We start from the raw sequence: 17,240 nt of genomic DNA, 5'->3' as shown, positions 1-17,240 counted from the left end.
CCGGCCGTGTCGGGCCCCCTCGTCCGTCGCCTGTCATTCGCGGTGCTGCTCGTCGGCACCGCGATCCTCTATCTGGTCAACTTGTCGGCGAACGGCTGGGGCAACTCGTTCTATGCGGCTGCCGCGCAGGCGGGTTCGAAGTCGTGGAAGGCCTGGTTCTTCGGGTCGTCGGACATGGCCAACTCGATCACGGTCGACAAACCGCCGGCATCACTGTGGCTCCCCGCGCTGTCGGCGCGGGTGTTCGGCGTCAACTCCTGGTCGATCCTCGTCCCCGAGGCCCTGCTCGGGGTCGCCGCCGTCGCGCTGCTCTATGTCGTGACGCGTCGGTACTTCGGACACTGGGTGGCGATCGGTGCGGGTGCGGTGCTCGCGCTCACGCCGGTCGCGGCGATGATGTTCCGGTTCAACAACCCCGAGGCACTGCTCATCCTGCTGATGATCGCCGCGGTGTGGGCGACGCTGCGGGCCGTCGAGGACGGACGGCTGCGATGGATGCTGCTGACGGGAGTGTTCGTCGGTTTCGGCTTCCTCACCAAGCAGCTCCAGGTGATGCTCGTCGTACCGCCACTGGCGATCACCTACCTCGCCTTCGGGCCGCGCACCTGGCTGGTCCGGCTCGGTCATCTGTTCGCCGCCCTCGGTGCGCTGATCGTGAGCGCCGGATGGTGGATTCTCACCGTCGAGTTGTGGCCGGCCGATTCGCGCCCCTACATCGGCGGCTCTCAGAACAACTCGATCCTCGAGTTGACGCTGGGCTACAACGGTTTCGGTCGCCTCAACGGCAACGAGCACGGCAGTGTGGTGCCCGGCGGCGGCCGAGGTGGTTACGGCCCCGGCGGTGTGGAGATGGGCGGTATGGGGCGCGGTCCGGGCGGTGGTCCCGGCGGTGGCATGTGGGGTGAGACCGGCTGGCTGCGGATGTTCGAGCCGGGTCAGGGAGGTCAGATCGCCTGGCTGATCCCGAGCGGACTGGTCCTCGGCGTCGTGGCACTGGTGCTCCTCGGCCGCGGCCGACGGTCGGCGAAGCGGGCCTACCTGGTGGTCTGGGGTCTCTGGCTGCTGATCACGATGGCCGTCTTCAGCTTCATGGCGGGGATCTTCCACAGTTACTACACGGCGGCGCTGGCACCTGCGGTCGCAGCGGTGGTCGCCGCCGGCGCGGCCGTCTGTTGGCAGGCCCGCGACCGGATCTGGGTGCGCATCGTGCTCGCGGTGTCGGTGTGGATCGCCGCGGTGTGGGCCTTCGTGCTCCTCGATCGCTCACCCGACTTCGTGCCCTGGCTGCGCTGGCTGGTGCTGATCGTCGGCATCGTCGCGGGTGCGGTGATGGTGGCCGCGCACCGCGCGTATCTCGCTACGGTCGCGGTGGTGCTCGCCATCGCCGCGGGGCTCGCCGGGCCGATCGCCTACACCGTCGACACGGTCGCCACCGAGAAGTCGGGTTCCATCATCAGTGCCGGTCCGCGGGTCGACGGCGCGATGGGGGGACCCGGTGGCGGCTTCCGCCATCGACGCGGCCAGGACGGATTCGGTCCGGGCGCCTTCTGGCCCGGAGGCCAGAACGGACCGGGTCAGAACGGACCGGGTCAGAACGGACCGGGTCAGAACGGACCGGGCCAGAACGGACCGGGCCAGAACGGGTCCTTCGGACCGGGACCGGGCGGTTTCGGTCAGGGCGGTTCCGGACAGGGCGGGGCGACGCCCGCCATGCCGGGTCCCGGCGGTGGGATGGCAGCCGGTCGAGGCGGGGCGGGTGGTCCCGGTGGTGGTCCCGGCGGCGGTCTGTTGATGGGTTCGCGCCCCAGCGCCGAACTCCTCGACCTGCTGCGTGCCGACGCCGACGACTACACCTGGGTCGCCGCGACCGTCGGGTCCAACCAGGCGTCGGGATATCAGCTCGACTCCGGTCACTCGGTCATGCCGATCGGCGGGTTCAACGGTACCGATCCGTCGCCGACGCTCGAGCGCTTCCAACAGCTGGTGCGGGAGAAGAAGATCCACTACTTCATCGGCGGCGGTCGCATGTTCGGCGGCGCTGAGGGCTCCGGATCGTCGGAGGACCGGCCGTCGGAGCAGATCGCGACGTGGATCGAGCAGAACTACACGGCCACGACGGTCGGCGGGGTGACGGTGTACGACCTGACCGCTTCTCGCTGACACAGTCCGGGTTGCGATGCACCATCGCGGGCATACAGTTCTCCACTGTGACGCTCACGATCGGACATCGCCTGGCCCGGATGACCGGTCGCGACCCGCACCAACAGGGGCGGGTCGCGACCAACCTGGAACTCTTCTACGACCTCGTCTTCGTGGTCGCGTTCTCGGTCGCGGGTACGCAGGTCGCACACGCACTGGCCGAGGGGCACTACAAGGTGGCCGTGTTCGGCTATCTGCTGAGCACCTTCGCGGCGACGTGGGCGTGGATCAACTTCGCCTGGTTCGCCTCCGCATTCGACACCGACGACTGGTTCTTCCGGGTGAACGTGCTCGTGCAGATGGTCGGTGTCGCGATCATCGCACTTGGCATGCCGCCGATCTTCTCGTCGCTCGCCCACGGCGACCACGTCGACAACCGGGTACTCGTCCTCGGGTACATCGTGATGCGCATCGGCATGGTCACCCAGTGGGCGCGCGTGGCGTTCCAGAGCGCCGAACACCGACGCGCCGCCCTGATCTACCTGTCGGCGACGTTGATCGCGCAGGTCGGATGGGTCGCGGTGCTCATCGCTGACATGTCCTTCGTCCCGACGGTGTTCGCGATGCTGGCCTGCGTGGTGATCGAGATGAGCGGCCCGTTCATCGCCGAGACCACCACCGGCGGTACCCCATGGCATCCCCATCACATCGCCGAGCGGTACGCGCTGCTGACCATCATCACCCTCGGTGAGGGCGTGGTCGGCACGGTCGCCGTGCTCGAGGCGCTGATCGGCACGCAGGGCTGGACGGTCGAGACCGCTGTGCTGGGGCTCGCCGCGATGGCGGTGACCTTCGCCATGTGGTGGATGTACTTCATCGTGCCGACCGGCGACGCGCTGCACGCCCGACGTCGCCGATCGTTCCCGTGGGGATACGGCCACATCATCATCTTCATCGCCGCGGCCGGCGTCGGTGCGGGCCTGCACGTGGCCGCGCTGTACATCGAGCACGAGGCCCACATCGGGCCGGGGATCGTCGTGGCGACCTTCGCGATCCCGCTCGGGGTCTACTGCCTGGGCATGCTCACCATCTACGACTACCTCCTCGACTTCGACCCGATCACGCTCGCACTGGGGCTCGCGACGGTGGTGCTCCTGGGCGTCTCGGTGTGGCTGGCTGCGGCCGGGGTATCGGTGGTGGTCGCGTTGCTGGTGGCGATCCTGGCGCCGGTGGTCATCGTCGTCTCCGACGAGTTGGTCGGCGCGGGTCGGCGGGAGACGGCCCTCCGTGCGCTGTCCGAACGCAGCGCCTCCTGATCGGTCGGAAGGCCGGTCGGATGACCTCCGCGTCGGTCGCTCGATGTCTGACTCGACTGCCCAGGCCGCTCCGCGCGTCGGCCGCGAACTAGAGTCGGGACCGTGCGCGTACTCGTCATCGGCTCGGGCGGCCGTGAACATGCCCTGCTCCTCGGACTGTCCCGCGACCCGTCGGTCACCGAACTGCATGTCGCCCCGGGGAACGCGGGCACGCAGACCCTGGCGAGCAGCCATGCGGTCGACGTCGCGTCCACCGCCGACGTCGTCGCCCTCGCGCAACGCATCTCCGCCGACCTCGTGGTCATCGGGCCCGAGGTGCCGCTGGTGCTCGGTGTCGCCGACGGTCTGCGCGCCGTCGGCATCCCGACGTTCGGCCCCGGCGCCGCAGCCGCACAGATCGAGGGCTCCAAGGCCTTCGCCAAGGAGGTGATGGCCGCCGCAGGCGTGCGGACCGCGCGCAGCGAGGTCGTCGACAACCCGGCGAAGCTGGATGCCGCACTCGATCGGTTCGGACCGACCTGGGTGGTCAAGGACGACGGTCTCGCCGCGGGCAAGGGTGTGGTGGTCACCGACGATCGGTCGACGGCGCGCGACCACGGCGCCGAACTGCTCGAACAGGGCCATCCGGTGGTCCTCGAGAGCTTCCTCGACGGCCCCGAGGTCTCGCTCTTCTGCCTGGTCGACGGCGCGACGGTCGTCCCGCTCATCCCGGCGCAGGACCACAAGCGAGTCGGTGACGGCGACACCGGCCCTAACACCGGGGGGATGGGTGCCTACACACCGCTGCCGTGGTTGCCCGATGCGGTGACCGACCAGATCGTCGACGAGGTGGTCCGCCCCGTCGCGGTCGAACTGGAGAAGCGCGGCACACCGTTCAGCGGACTGCTCTATGCGGGTCTGGCCATCGGCGCCGACGGTCCCGCCGTCGTCGAGTTCAACTGTCGGTTCGGCGACCCCGAGACCCAGGCGGTTCTGGCGCTACTGGCATCGCCTCTGGGCGAGGCGCTCTCGGCCACCGCCAACGGTCGGCTCGACCAGCTGCCGCCGCTGCAGTGGACCGACGGCGCGGCGGTGACCGTCGTCCTGGCCGCGGAGAACTACCCGGGGCGTCCCCGCACCGGCGACGTCATCACCGGTGCCGACGTCGACGGCGTCCTCCACGCCGGGACCTCACGCGATGCCGAGGGTGCGGTGGTCTCGGCCGGTGGTCGGGTACTCGCGGTGGTCGGTGTCGGCGCCGACCTCGAGCAGGCACGCGCCCAGGCCTACGAGCGGATCGCGGCCATTCGGCTCACGGGTGCGCACTACCGCACCGACATCGGGCAGGCCGCGCTCGAGGGTCGGATCACGCTCTGACCGAACCGATTTGGTAGCAGTAGTTCCCGGAATCCGGGACCTACTTCTACCGAATCGCCGCTAGGCTAGCGAGCCAGGTTGCGGCCGAGGAAGGCCACCTGGTCGGGCAGCACGCTCCGCCAGTAACGGTTGGTGTGCCCACCCGCTGACGTCCCAAAGGCCGCGGGCGGGTGCAGACCCGCGGCCCACTGTCGGGTGTAGGTGAAGAACTGGTCGCTGGACCCGATCTCGATCAGCAGCGGGATGCGCGCGAACGCGTTCTGCTGGCCGAACAGCGAGTTGGCCTGGTAGTCGGCGAGGCTGTCGAAGGCCCGCGGCGGGAAGTTGCGGGGATCGGCCCAGAGCGCGGGGGAGCTGACGGCGATCGCCGCGACCCGCGGAGCGCCGAGCATCGCGCCGAGTCGGAGTGCCCCGTAGCCGCCCATCGACCAGCCGAAGAGTCCGATCCGCTCGGTCGACAGTTCGAGTTCGCGGTTCGCCGCGAGCATCGGCAGGAACTCGTCCAGGATCATCGCCGCGCCGTCGGTGCCGTCGGCACGCGCGTGGTAGTAGTTGCGCGCCACATCCGCGGCGGCCAGGGCGAACGGTGGGTTACCGGCGTCGACGTACTGCTGGACGACGGTCTGCATCTCGAGCTTCGACCCGAAGATCGACTTCTCGTTGGTGTTCAGCGCGTGGAGGACGACCACCACGGGCAACTGCCCGGAGACACCGGCCGGCCGCGCCACCGCCCATCGGGTCTCCCGGCCCGCCATCTTCGCCGAGCGGAAGCTCCCGGTGATCAGCGGCGCATCGCTCTCGATGCGGGGCGGTGTGGTCTCGGACGGCAGTTCGTCGTCGGCGGCCCTGGCCTCCATCTTGCGTGGCTCGACCTCGGTCGGCTCGTCGCCCGAGCAGGCGGCGAGCCCGCTGAGCGCGGCGATGCCGAGACCGGCGGTCAGCAGCGTACGACGGGTCACCCGGGCACGTTCGTGCTCGGGCGATTCGGGCTGCCGGAGGGGCATGTCGAGATCGTCGCGGCTCATCGAGTCAACAGGATACTGATGAAATCGACCGCCTTCGAAGCCGCGCCGCGCCGCCACGCCGTAGCTGTGACCGATGTGGCACATGGTGAACCGAACGTGACTTCGGCCGCGCGCGTGGCGAGATCGGCTGTCGCAGATATCCGGCCGGTACCGGATCCGTGAATCCAACCCGATGCGATGGGCGCTTTGGCAAAGTGTGTCCATGACCTCGGCAGCGACCCCGAAAGGGGTTCGACGGCGCTCTCGATTGATCGAGGCTGCCGGTGAACTGTTGCTGGAGGGCGGTTTCGACGCCGTGCGGCATCGTGCGGTCGCCGACCGCGCACAGCTCCCGCTCGCGTCGACGACCTATTACTTCGGTTCCCTCGACGATCTGCTCGCCGAGGCCGCGGGTTACACATCTCACAACGACGAGGTCGCCATCGCCGGCCGCGCGGACGCGTTGTCGCGCCGACGTCGGGGCGGGCACGCGACCGCAGAGGCGTTGGCGGAGGTGTTCGTCGGCACCGACACCACCGTCGAGGAGTTGTCGACGCGCTACGAGATGCTCGCGCTGGCAGCGCGGCACGGTCGGCTGCGTGATGTGGTCGCCGACCGTCGAGCTCTGCTGACGACGATCCACGTCGACGTCCTCGATCGCTCGGGCAGGCTCGCCGACCCGGTCCACATCGGTCAGCTCATCGCCGTCGAGGACGGCGCGATCGTCGGGGCGCTGGGGCATCGGTCGATCGCACCGGTCGTCGCGGCCCGCGACGCCCTCCTCGAGGTCATCGACGTCCTCGCGCCGCAGTACCCGAGCTAGACGGCTCGGCCGACCCCCCGCGACGCGGTCGGGCCCTGTCCCCGCATGGTGTCGAGGTACGGCCCGGCCGCATGGTGTCGAGGTACGGCCCGGCCGCATGGTGTCGAGGTGTGGCCCGGCCGCGTGAACCCGCTGCCTACACTGGGTGCGTGTCCAAGCCTGTGATCTCCAACGTCCTCGCCGGTCGATATGCATCGGCCGATCTCGCCGAGATCTGGTCCCCGACCGCCAAGATCGCCCTCGAGCGGCAGCTCTGGATCGCGGTCCTGAAGGCGCAGCGCGACCTGGGCATCGACGTCCCCGACGGCGCCATCGCCGACTACGAGCGCGTCGTCGACCAGATCGACCTGCAGTCGATCGCCGACCGTGAGCGCATCACCCGGCACGACGTGAAGGCGCGGATCGAGGAGTTCAACGCGCTCGCCGGTCACGAACAGATCCACAAGGGGATGACCAGCCGCGATCTCACCGAGAACGTCGAGCAACTGCAGATCCTGCGGTCATTGGAGCACGTCCATGCACACGGTGTCGCAGTGCTCGCCCGGCTCACCGACCGTGCCGCGCAGTACGCGTCGGTGGTGATGGCCGGCCGCAGCCACAATGTGGCCGCGCAGGCGACGACCCTCGGCAAGCGCTTCGCCTCGGCCGCCGACGAACTGATGGTCGCGCTGACCCGACTGCGCGAACTGATCGACCGCTATCCGCTGCGCGGTATCAAGGGGCCGATGGGGACCTCGCAGGACATGCTCGACCTGCTCGACGGTGATTCCGCCAAGCTGGCCGACCTCGAGTCGCGGGTCGCCGATCACCTGGGCTTCGCGCGGTCGTTCACCTCGGTCGGACAGATCTATCCGCGCTCGCTCGACCACGATGTCGTCTCCGCGCTCGTCCAGACCGCGGCCGCGCCGTCGTCGCTGGCGCACACCATCCGCCTGATGGCCGGCCACGAGCTGGTCACCGAGGGCTTCCAGCCCGGCCAGGTCGGCAGCTCCGCGATGCCGCACAAGATGAACACCCGCAGCTGCGAGCGGGTCAACGGTCTCGCCGTGGTGCTCCGCGGATACGGGTCGATGGCCGCCGAACTCGCCGGCGCCCAGTGGAACGAGGGCGATGTCTTCTGTTCCGTCGTCCGCCGGGTGGCCCTGCCCGACGCCTTCTTCGCGATCGACGGTCTGATGGAGACCTTCCTGACGGTGCTCGCCGAGTTCGGCGCCTACCCGGCCGTCATCGCCAACGAACTCGACCGCTACCTGCCGTTCCTCGCGACCACCAAGGTGCTAATCGCGTCCGTCCGTGCCGGGGTCGGTCGGGAGACCGCGCACGAGGCCATCAAGGAGAACGCGGTGGCGGTGGCGCTGGCGATGCGGGAGGAGGGTCGTGAGCCCGACCTGCTGGATCGCTTGGCCGCCGACGACCGGATCCCGCTCGACCGCGCGCAGCTCGACGAGGCCCTCGCCGACAAGAAGGCCTTCGTCGGGGCAGCCGAGCAGCAGGTCGCCGACGTCGTCGCGGCGGCCGAGAAGATCATCGCGCAGTATCCGGACGCGGCGGCCTACGCGCCCGCACCGATTCTGTAGAGCCGCTCCACGGTGGATGACCAGTACCGGATGATCGGGAGGCGCCCGGTCCGGCGCGGCTGGTGGCGACTCAGTGACGCCCGGGTTCGGCGTGGCCGAGGTCCCAGTCGGGCAGGCCGGCGTCGCGGACGAGTCGCTTCAGTGTGACGACGTCGGGGAATCCGCCGTCCCGTTTGCGCTCCCAGATCTGTCGTCCGTCGACCTCGATGTGGAACACGCCGCCCGTGCCGGGCACGAGTGCCACCGACCCCAGCTCGGTGCCGAAGGTGTTCAGCAGTTCACTCGCCATCCACGACGCCCGCAGCAGCCAGTTGCACTGGGTGCAGTAGGTGATGGCGACATGCGGTTGCGGCATGCGACCACGATGCCAGAAGCGGGCCGTGCCGGCCGGTCGGCGGGTGGCCGGTGCGAAGTCCGCGACCGCGGTGGTGCGACGAGGTGCCGTCCTCGATCCGGGGCGGCCACCCGTCTGAGACCGACACCGGTCGGAGGCTCTAAGGTCGAGGTCATGAGCCCGGCCCTCGATTCGTACACCTTCGTCGCCTCGGGCAAGGTCCGAGATGTCTACCAGATCGACGACGAGACCCTCCTGATGATCGCGAGCGATCGCATCTCGGCATACGACCACATCCTGTCGCCGACCATCCCGGACAAAGGGCGCATCCTCACGGCCATGAGCTTCTTCTGGTTCGAGGCGCTCGGCGTGGCCAACCACCTGGTCGGCGGACCGACCGACGAGCGCATCCCCGCCGAGTACGTGGGACGGTCGATGGTGGTGCGCAAGCTACCGATGGTCCCGGTGGAGTGTGTGGCACGTGGGTACCTGACCGGTTCCGGACTCCTCGACTACCGGGCGACCGGATCGGTGTGCGGCGTCGAGCTGCCCAGCGGGCTCGACGAGGCCGACCGTCTACCCGAGCCGATCTTCACCCCGGCGACCAAGGCCGAACAGGGCGACCACGACGAGAACATCTCGTTCGAGCGGGTCGCGGCCGATCTCGGTGACGAGCTGGCCGAGACTCTGCGCGCGGCCACCCTCGACATCTACCGACGAGGTGCCGAGGTCGCCGCCGAGCGGGGGATCATCTTGGCCGACACCAAGTTCGAGTTCGGGCTCGACGCCGCCGGCGGTCTGGTGCTCGCCGACGAGGTGCTCACCCCCGACTCGTCGCGCTACTGGGAGGCCGCGACGTATCGACCCGGCGAGGTCCAGCCCAGCTTCGACAAACAGATCGTGCGCAACTGGCTGACCGGTCCGGATTCCGGTTGGGACAAGGCCGCCGACGAGACGCCGCCCTTGCTGCCCGACGACGTCGTCGCGCGGACCAGGGCCCGGTACATCGAGGCGTACGAATGGATCTCCCGGAAGTCGTTCGCGGACTGGCCGTCCGAGTCGGAGTAGGAGCGAAGTGACCGAGCAGAACCCCGCAGGCGAGTCGACCGACGTGCAGGTGCCCACCGCGAAGAAGGTGCCCGTCGAGCGCACCCATCACGGCGATGTCGTCACCGATCAGTACGAGTGGCTGCGCGACAAGGACGATCCCGAGGTGATCGCCTTCCTCGAGGCGCAGAACGCCTACACCGCAGCGCACACCGATCAACTCGACGGGCTGCGCAAGCAGATCTTCGCCGAGATCAAGGGCCGCACCAAGGAAACCGACATGTCGGTCCCGAGTCGGCGCGGGCGCTACTGGTACTTCGGTCGCACACAGGAGGGCAAGCAGTACGGCATCCGCTGCCGGTGTCCGATCCGTTCCGACGACGACTGGACCCCGCCGGAGATCGCCGACGACGCGCCGCTGCCCGGCGAGGAGATCCTGCTCGACGCCAACGTCGAGGCGCAGGGTCACGAGTTCTTCAGTCTCGGTGCGCTCACCGTCAGCGACGACGGGAACTGGCTGGCGTTCAGCACCGACGTCGTCGGTGACGAGCGATACACGCTGCGGTTCAAGGACCTCCGCAGCGGCGAACTGCTCGACGAGGTCATCGAGGGCACCGCGGGCGGGGCCGTGTGGTCGACCGATGCGCGACACGTCTTCTACCAGACCGTCGACGAGGCCTGGCGCCCGGACACGGTGTGGCGGCACGACATCGGTGTCGGTGGCGACGACGTGACCGTCTTCCACGAGCCGGACGAGCGGTACTGGGTCGGGATGGGGACCACCCACAGTGACCGCTACCTGGTGATCGGTGTCGGCTCCAAGATCACCTCCGAGGTCTACGTCCTGCCGGCCGACGACCCGACCGGCGAGTTCCGCAGCGTCGCCGGACGTGTCGAAGGTGTCGAGTACAGCGCCGAGCACGCCGTGATCGGTGGCGAAGACTACTTCGTCATCGTGCACAACGAGGTGCGGGACGGCGTGAAGGCGGAGAACTTCGCGATCGACATCGCACCGGTCGACGATCTGTCGGCGCGCCGAGAGCTGATCGCCCACGATCCCGACCGTCGGATCGAGGACCTCGACGCCTTTGCCGACTACCTGGTGCTGTCGTATCGGTCGGGCGCGTTGCCCAGGATCGCGATCGCGGATCTGCGACGCGTACAGGGCATCCCGACCATCGACGACTTCGTCGAGCCGCATTTCGACCAGGAGCTCTACTCGGTGGGGCTCGGTGGCAATCCGGAATGGTCGACGCCGCGGCTCCGCATCGGGTACGGCAGCTTCGTCGAACCGACCGAGATCCTCGATCTCGACGTCGCCACGGGCGAGCGCACCCTGCTCAAGCGGCAGGTGGTCCTCGGCGGGTACGACGCTTCCGAGTACGAGCAGACGCGCCTGTGGGCGCCCGCCGCCGACGGCACCGCGATCCCGCTGTCGGTGGTGCGCCGTCGGGAGACCGACGCGAACCGTCCGGCGCCGCTGCTGATCTACGGCTACGGGTCGTACGAGACGAGCATCGATCCGTCGTTCTCGGTGTCGCGGTTGTCGATGCTGGACCGCGGCGTCGTGTTCGTGCTCGCGCACGTGCGCGGCGGCGGTGAGATGGGCCGGTACTGGTACGAGAACGGAAAGACGCTCACCAAGAAGAACACCTTCACCGACTTCGTCGACGCCGCACGGTATCTCGTCGACGAGGGGTGGACGACGCCGCAGCAGCTCGTCGCCGAGGGTGGCTCCGCAGGTGGGCTCCTGATGGGCGCGGTCGCCAACCTGGCGCCGGAGCTGTTCAACGGGATCCTGGCCGCGGTGCCGTTCGTCGACGCGCTCAACTCCATCCTCGACCCGTCGCTGCCGCTGACCGTCATCGAGTGGGACGAATGGGGCGACCCGCTGCACGACGCCGACGTCTACGCGTACATGAAGTCGTACACGCCGTACGAGAACGTCACTGCGGCACCGTATCCGCCGATCCTCGCGCTGACGTCGCTGAACGACACACGTGTGCTGTTCACCGAGGCCGCGAAGTGGGTGGCGAAGCTGCAGGACGTCTCGACCTCGGGCAACCCGATCTTGTTGAAGACCGAGATGTCGGCCGGACACGGCGGCGTCAGCGGTCGGTACAAGCAGTGGGAGGAGATCGCCTTCGAGCTGGCGTGGATCCTCCAGCAGACGGGCGCAGTCTCGGAGTAGGTCGGCTCGGTCGAACGTCGTTTGGGCGGGTCCTCGGGTTGTCCCGGTACGAAATCTGTACGTGGGCGGGGTGCGGTTGACGATATGTCGATGGCGGGCCGCTGGGGTACAGATTTTGTACGGGCCCTCGTCTGGTGGCTTGGCTGTGGCCCTGCGTGCTCCCCGGCTCGGTGACGCCTGCCGGGTGGCCACGATCTGCCGCTGAGCGGGGTGCAGTGTGGATAGTGCACGCGACCCACCGCTGGACGGCAGATTGTGGTCAGGCCCAGCCCCGAACCCGGCCCCGAAAACCCGACAGCCGCACCGACCCCGGAGAACCGGGACCGATGCGGCTGTCGGACGAGAACGCGCGTCAGTGCACCATGGTGGGTGCGCGGTTGACGTCCTCCTCGGTGAGATTCGACTGGATCTTCTTGCGGGGCAGGAAGAAGGCCGGGATCAGGGTGACCGCGATGAGGATCGCCGACACCACGAACGTGTGACCGAAGGCGGTCGCCGCGTGATCGAAGGCGGAGTCGGGCACCGGCAGTCCGCCGAGCTTCTCCGGTTGCGTGTTCGACACGATCGCCAGCCCGGCATCCGAGTTCGACTTCAGGTTGGTCGCCAGGATGACGGCGATGACCGCGGAGCCGATCGACGATGCGGTCTGCTGGACCACGTTCATCATCGTCGAACCGTCGGGCACCTGCTGGTTGTTCAGGGTGGCGAGAGCGGCCGCCATGATCGGCATCATCGTCATACCCATGCCCAGACCCTGGACGAACAGGGCCGCGCTGAGCAGCCAGTACGAAGTCCCGGCGCCGAGGAACACGAAGGTCCCGAGGCCGAGGAACATCAGCACGACGCCCGACAGGACGAACTTGCCGGGACCGATCTTGTCGGTCATCCGACCGGCGATCGGCATCGTGATCATCGCGCCGATGCCCTGTGGGGCGAGCAGCAGACCGGCCATCAGCGTCGACTGTCCGCGAACGCCGATGTAGTACTGCGGGAACAGAAGTGCTGCACCGAAGAACGCGATCATGAACAGCGTCATCGTGATGACCGCGACGGTGAGCGTGCGGTTCTTGAACAGTCGGAGGTCCAGCAGCGGCTTGTCGGCGCGCAGGGCGTGGAAGACGAACGCGACGATCAGCACCAGTCCGACGATGGCCGGGATCAACACCTTGGGTGCGATGAAGGTGCCCTCCTCGTTGGATGAGGAGATGCCGTACAGGAAGAGTGCGAGGCCCGGTGAGAGCAGCAACAGTCCGACGATGTCGATCTTCGGTTTGCTGGTCTCCTCGTCGCTGCGCAGCACGATGGCGGAGTAGACGATCGCGACCAGACCGATCGGGACGTTGATCAGGAAGACCCAGTGCCAGGACGCGTACTCGATGAGCAGTCCGCCGAGGATCGGGCCGGCGATCGGGCCGAGGAGCATCGGGATGCCGAGCACGGCCATGACGGAACCGACGCGCTCGGGTCCGGCCGCCTTGGTGAGGATCATCATGCCGATCGGCATCAGGAGACCGCCGCCGAGGCCCTGGATGACACGGAACGCGACCAGCGAGCCGATGCTCCAGGCCAGGGCGCAGAGCGCCGAGCCGAGGACGAAGAGGACCAGCGAGGTCAGGTATACGCGCTTGGTGCCGAATCGCGATGCGGCCCAGCTCGACAGCGGGATGACGGCCGCGAGCGCGAGGGTGTAGCCCGTCATCGTCCAGGCGGAACCGGCGGCGTCGGTGCCGAACTCCTGCTGGAAGGTGTTCTGTGCCACCGAGACCACGGTGACGTCGAGGATCGACATGATGGCGCCGAGCACGACGACACCGGCGACCATCAACACGTTGCGGTCGAGTTTGATGTCCGGCGGACCGGCGTGTGCGTGGCTACCGCCGGATGCGGCCGTAGATGAGGTCATGAGCAGGCTTTCTGTGAGTCGGACCGGGCTGCGGCCGCGGTGTTCGGGAGTTCGAAGTAGTCGGTGTCGGCGTCGACGATCGGGAGGAGTGCGGCCCGCAGGTGAGTCCGCACCGTTGCGGGCAGGCGGGCGATGAACATACGGATGAGGTCCTGCTTGATGGTCAGCTGCGAATCGACCAGGTGGCGTCCCTCGTCGGTGAGGGAGACACGCTTGACGCGTCTGTCGGATGCGTCTTCGCGTCGGTCCACCAGCCCGGCGCCGACCAACTTGTCGACGACGCGCCCGGTCGCGGCGAGTGAGAGGCCGACCTGGTCGGCGATCTCGTTGACCGACATCGCCACACCCTCGTCGGAGCGATGCGAGTAGAGCGCGAAGACGACCCGCAATTGCGAGAACGTCAGGTCGGTCGATGCCAGGGTGTCCATCGCATGGGCCTTGCCGAGGCAGCTCAGCCGGTCGAGGAACGCGATCATCGTCGAACAGGCCTCGTCCACCGACACCTCGGGTGCGGTGGAGGGGGACTGTTCAGCGGTGCTCACCGGATAAAGCTAACGCCCACGCAACTATCTCGCCAGCACAACTAATGGTGACTTCGCACACAAAACCGCAGCTCAGTGTGATCGGGGACACTTTTCGCGGAGGTGACCGACGACGCAGCGTTAGTGTCGAACCCATGAGCAACCTCAAGGACATCCCGGTCACGGCACTCGACGGTTCGACGCTCTCCCTCGCCGACTTCAGCGGTCCGCTGCTGGTGGTCAACGTCGCGAGCAAGTGCGGACTCACGCCGCAGTACACCGGGCTGGAAGAGATCGCATCGACCTACCGCGACCGCGGTCTGACCGTCGTGGGTGTGCCGTGCAACCAGTTCATGGGACAGGAGCCCGGCACCGCGGAGGAGATCGCCACCTTCTGCTCGACGACCTACGGGGTCAGCTTCCCGCTGCTGGAGAAGTCCGATGTCAAGGGCGACGACCAGCATCCGCTCTTCCAGGAGCTCACCAAGGCGACCGATGCCGACGGTGAGGCGGGAGACGTCCAGTGGAACTTCGAGAAGTTCCTCGTCGACTCCGACGGTCGGGTCGTCAACCGCTTCCGGCCGCGTACCGAGCCCACTGCGCCGGAGGTCATCAGCGCCATCGAATCCGTCCTCTGACCCGGTGAGGGGCACCCGGTAAACTGACCGCAGTCTCCCGTCGGCCACCGGCGCCCGGGAGGTGAAGCGAGCGGGTGGTCGCCGACATCTGCGACCAGCCCGCGAGACGACGAAGGAGCCCCTGTCCCCATGGCACGTGTGGTGGTCGATGTGATGCCCAAGGCCGAGATCCTCGACCCGCAGGGCCAGGCGATCGTCGGAGCGCTCGGACGACTGGGCTTCGGCGGTGTCGCCGATGTCCGGCAGGGCAAGCGATTCGAGCTCGAGGTCGACGACTCGGTCGACGACGTGACCCTGGAGCGGATCGCCGAGGAATTGCTGACCAACACGGTCATCGAGAACTTCAACGTGTCCCGCGTCGCGGGCGAATAGGGGCTCGACGTGACCGCTCGTATCGGAGTCATCACCTTCCCCGGCACCCTCGACGACGTGGACGCCGCGCGCGCCGCCCGCCTCGCGGGCGCCGAGCCGGTCGCCCTGTGGCACGGCGATGCCGACCTGAAGGGCGTCGACGCGGTCGTGGTCCCCGGCGGCTTCTCCTACGGCGACTACCTCCGTGCCGGTGCCATCGCGCGGTTCGCCCCGGTGATGGGCGCGGTCGTGGAGGCGGCGGCCAAAGGCCTCCCGGTCCTCGGCATCTGCAACGGTTTCCAGGTGCTGTGTGAGGCAGGGCTGCTGCCCGGGGCGCTGGCTCGCAACGATGGATTGCACTTCGTCTGCCGCGACGAGTGGCTGCGCGTCGAGTCGAACACGACCGCGTGGTCGACCCGATTCGAGCGCGATGCCGAGATCCTGATCCCGCTCAAGTCCGGCGAGGGTCGGTACGTCGCCTCGCAGCGGACGCTGGAGGAGCTCGAGGGCGAGGGCCGGATCGTCTTCCGCTACGCGGGAGGCAATCCCAACGGCTCGGCTCTCGACATCGCCGGCATCGCGAGTCCCGACGGCCGCGTCGTCGGGCTGATGCCGCACCCCGAGCACGCCACGGAGCCGCTGACCGGTCCCAGCGATGACGGACTCGGACTGTTCTACTCGGTGATCGACTCGGTTCTCGCGTCGGTCTGATCGGAGAGCCGTGACCCTGGCGACCACCGCGACCGCCTCCGGGCTGGGCGAGTTCATCGATGCTTCCCCGTCGCCGTTTCACGTGGTGGCGACAGTTGCGCGCACCTTGGACGACGCCGGGTACCGCCGGGTGTACGAGGACCAGCCGTGGGAGCCGGCGACCGGACGCCACTACGTCATCCGCGGCGGATCGTTGGTCGCCTGGAACGGCGCCTCGGCGGTCGACGGCGACCCGGCCGGCGGTTTCCGCATCGTCGGCGGTCACACCGACAGTCCGAACCTGCGGGTGAAACAGAACCCCGACCGGGTGGTCGCCGGCGTCGGCACCGTCGCGCTCGAACCGTACGGCGGAGCGTGGCTCAACTCGTGGCTCGACCGCGATCTCGGCTTGTCGGGTCGGCTCGCGCACCGCGTGGGGGATTCGGTGGCGCACACGCTCGTCCATGTGACCGAGCCGGTGCTGCGTGTGCCGCAGCTGGCGATCCACCTGTCCGAGGACCGCAAGGGTGTCCATCCCGATCCGCAACGTCACCTCGACGGGATCTGGAGCATCGGCGACCGACTCCCCGACGTCCTGGGCTGGGTGGCGGAGTACGCGGGGGTCGACCCGTCGACGGTGCTGGGCTGGGAGTTGATGACACACGACGTGTCGCCGTCCCGGTTGGTGGGCCCCGACGAGGCGCTCCTCAGTGCCCCGCGACTGGACAACCAGGGGACCTGTTACACGGGTCTCCGCGCATTGCTCGACGCAGATGATCCGGTGAACACGACCGTGCTTGCCCTCTTCGACCACGAAGAGGTGGGCAGCGGCTCCGAGCGAGGCGCCGCATCCGACCTGCTGTCCAGCATCTTGGAACGTATCGTGTTGTCGCTCAACGGCGACCGCGCCGATTACCTACGCTCCCTGGCGTCGAGCATCTGTGTGTCGGGGGACATGGCGCACGCCACGCACCCCGGCCATGTGGAACGTCATGAGCCCGGCCACCGGATCGCCATCGACGGCGGACCGGTGCTCAAGGTCAACCAGAATCTCCGATACGCCTCGGATGCGGTGGGAGAGGCGGTCTTCGCGCTCGCCTGTGAGACCGCCGGTGTCCCGCTGCAGCGCTACGTGCACCGCGCCGACCTACCGTGTGGCTCGACCATCGGCCCCATCACGGCGGCCCGGACGGGGATCATCACGGTCGATGTCGGCGCGCCCCAGTTGGCCATGCACAGCGCCCGAGAGCTCATGGGAGCCGAGGACGTGTGGATGTATTCCGCTGCGCTGCAGGCGTTCTTCCGCAGCGAGTGAAGACACGGTCGGGCTGACCTTTCTCGGGTGCCTCG

At 68.2% G+C, this 17,240-nt stretch carries 15 protein-coding genes; 11 read left to right on the top strand and 4 right to left on the bottom strand.

Translation table 11 applies throughout. The features are described from left to right. The 3 genes from GS4_RS21945 to purD all read left to right on the top strand — a co-directional run. Positions 1–2,160 (top strand): ArnT family glycosyltransferase (locus GS4_RS21945; RefSeq protein WP_007624707.1); only part of this gene is annotated, 2,160 nt, incomplete at its 5' end. Between the two features lie 80 nt (positions 2,161–2,240). Further along, complete coding sequence (locus tag GS4_RS21940) at positions 2,241–3,455, top strand: low temperature requirement protein A (RefSeq protein ID WP_007624705.1); 1,215 nt, start codon at positions 2,241–2,243, stop codon at positions 3,453–3,455. A gap of 102 nt (positions 3,456–3,557) precedes the next feature. Then, entirely contained in the window at positions 3,558–4,811 is a 1,254-nt protein-coding gene (gene purD, locus GS4_RS21935; protein WP_007624703.1) for a phosphoribosylamine--glycine ligase, read from the top strand. A 65-nt stretch (positions 4,812–4,876) separates the two neighbouring features. Here the strand turns inward: purD and GS4_RS21930 are convergent, their stop codons facing one another. Further along, complete coding sequence (locus tag GS4_RS21930) at positions 4,877–5,815, bottom strand: alpha/beta hydrolase (protein ID WP_040511461.1); 939 nt, start codon at positions 5,813–5,815, stop codon at positions 4,877–4,879. 223 nt (positions 5,816–6,038) lie between these two features. Between GS4_RS21930 and GS4_RS21925 the strand changes: the two genes are divergently transcribed. Both GS4_RS21925 and purB read left to right on the top strand, forming a co-directional pair. Then, positions 6,039–6,638, top strand: coding sequence for a TetR/AcrR family transcriptional regulator (locus tag GS4_RS21925; RefSeq protein ID WP_083862823.1), 600 nt, complete (start codon positions 6,039–6,041; stop codon positions 6,636–6,638). 149 nt (positions 6,639–6,787) lie between these two features. Then, positions 6,788–8,215 (top strand): adenylosuccinate lyase, encoded by a 1,428-nt coding sequence (gene purB, locus GS4_RS21920; RefSeq protein WP_040511443.1) that lies wholly within the window; start codon positions 6,788–6,790, stop codon positions 8,213–8,215. A 70-nt stretch (positions 8,216–8,285) separates the two neighbouring features. Here purB and GS4_RS21915 read toward each other — a convergent pair whose 3' ends face one another. Then, the gene (locus GS4_RS21915; protein WP_007624695.1) at positions 8,286–8,570 is read right to left on the bottom strand and encodes an Rdx family protein; all 285 of its coding nucleotides are present in this window, start codon (positions 8,568–8,570) and stop codon (positions 8,286–8,288) included. A 153-nt stretch (positions 8,571–8,723) separates the two neighbouring features. Between GS4_RS21915 and GS4_RS21910 the strand changes: the two genes are divergently transcribed. Continuing rightward, a complete protein-coding gene (locus GS4_RS21910) occupies positions 8,724–9,617 on the top strand; it encodes a phosphoribosylaminoimidazolesuccinocarboxamide synthase (protein WP_007624693.1) in 894 nt (297 codons plus the stop codon). 7 nt (positions 9,618–9,624) lie between these two features. Further along, positions 9,625–11,787, top strand: a complete 2,163-nt coding sequence (locus GS4_RS21905; protein WP_007624691.1) for a S9 family peptidase — start codon at positions 9,625–9,627, stop codon at positions 11,785–11,787. 352 nt (positions 11,788–12,139) lie between these two features. On the opposite strand, the gene GS4_RS21900 is transcribed toward GS4_RS21905, so the two are convergent. Both GS4_RS21900 and GS4_RS21895 read right to left on the bottom strand, forming a co-directional pair. Beyond that, positions 12,140–13,690 carry a DHA2 family efflux MFS transporter permease subunit gene (locus GS4_RS21900; RefSeq protein ID WP_007624690.1) on the bottom strand — a complete coding sequence of 517 codons (1,551 nt, stop codon included), beginning with the start codon at positions 13,688–13,690 and terminating at the stop codon, positions 12,140–12,142. Continuing rightward, positions 13,687–14,166 (bottom strand): MarR family winged helix-turn-helix transcriptional regulator, encoded by a 480-nt coding sequence (locus GS4_RS21895; protein ID WP_007624688.1) that lies wholly within the window; start codon positions 14,164–14,166, stop codon positions 13,687–13,689. The genes GS4_RS21900 and GS4_RS21895 overlap by 4 nt, the downstream gene beginning before the upstream one ends. A 200-nt stretch (positions 14,167–14,366) precedes the next feature. On the opposite strand from GS4_RS21895, the gene GS4_RS21890 reads away from it, so the two are divergent. The 4 genes from GS4_RS21890 (at position 14,367) to GS4_RS21875 (ending at position 17,205) form a co-directional block, all read left to right on the top strand. Further along, entirely contained in the window at positions 14,367–14,849 is a 483-nt protein-coding gene (locus tag GS4_RS21890) for a glutathione peroxidase (protein ID WP_007624686.1), read from the top strand. Between the two features lie 129 nt (positions 14,850–14,978). After that, positions 14,979–15,221, top strand: a complete 243-nt coding sequence (purS, locus tag GS4_RS21885; RefSeq protein WP_007624684.1) for a phosphoribosylformylglycinamidine synthase subunit PurS — start codon at positions 14,979–14,981, stop codon at positions 15,219–15,221. A gap of 9 nt (positions 15,222–15,230) precedes the next feature. Next, positions 15,231–15,911: a phosphoribosylformylglycinamidine synthase subunit PurQ gene (purQ, locus tag GS4_RS21880; RefSeq protein ID WP_007624682.1), complete on the top strand. Its 681-nt coding sequence runs from the start codon at positions 15,231–15,233 to the stop codon at positions 15,909–15,911. Between the two features lie 10 nt (positions 15,912–15,921). Beyond that, entirely contained in the window at positions 15,922–17,205 is a 1,284-nt protein-coding gene (locus tag GS4_RS21875; protein ID WP_007624679.1) for a M18 family aminopeptidase, read from the top strand. Positions 17,206–17,240: the final 35 nt, after the last annotated feature.

Source organism: Gordonia soli NBRC 108243, assembly GCF_000334455.1.
GTDB classification, from domain to species: domain Bacteria; phylum Actinomycetota; class Actinomycetes; order Mycobacteriales; family Mycobacteriaceae; genus Gordonia; species Gordonia soli.
Note: the sequence above shows the minus strand (reverse complement) of the source record. Positions and strands in the feature narration are given on the sequence as shown.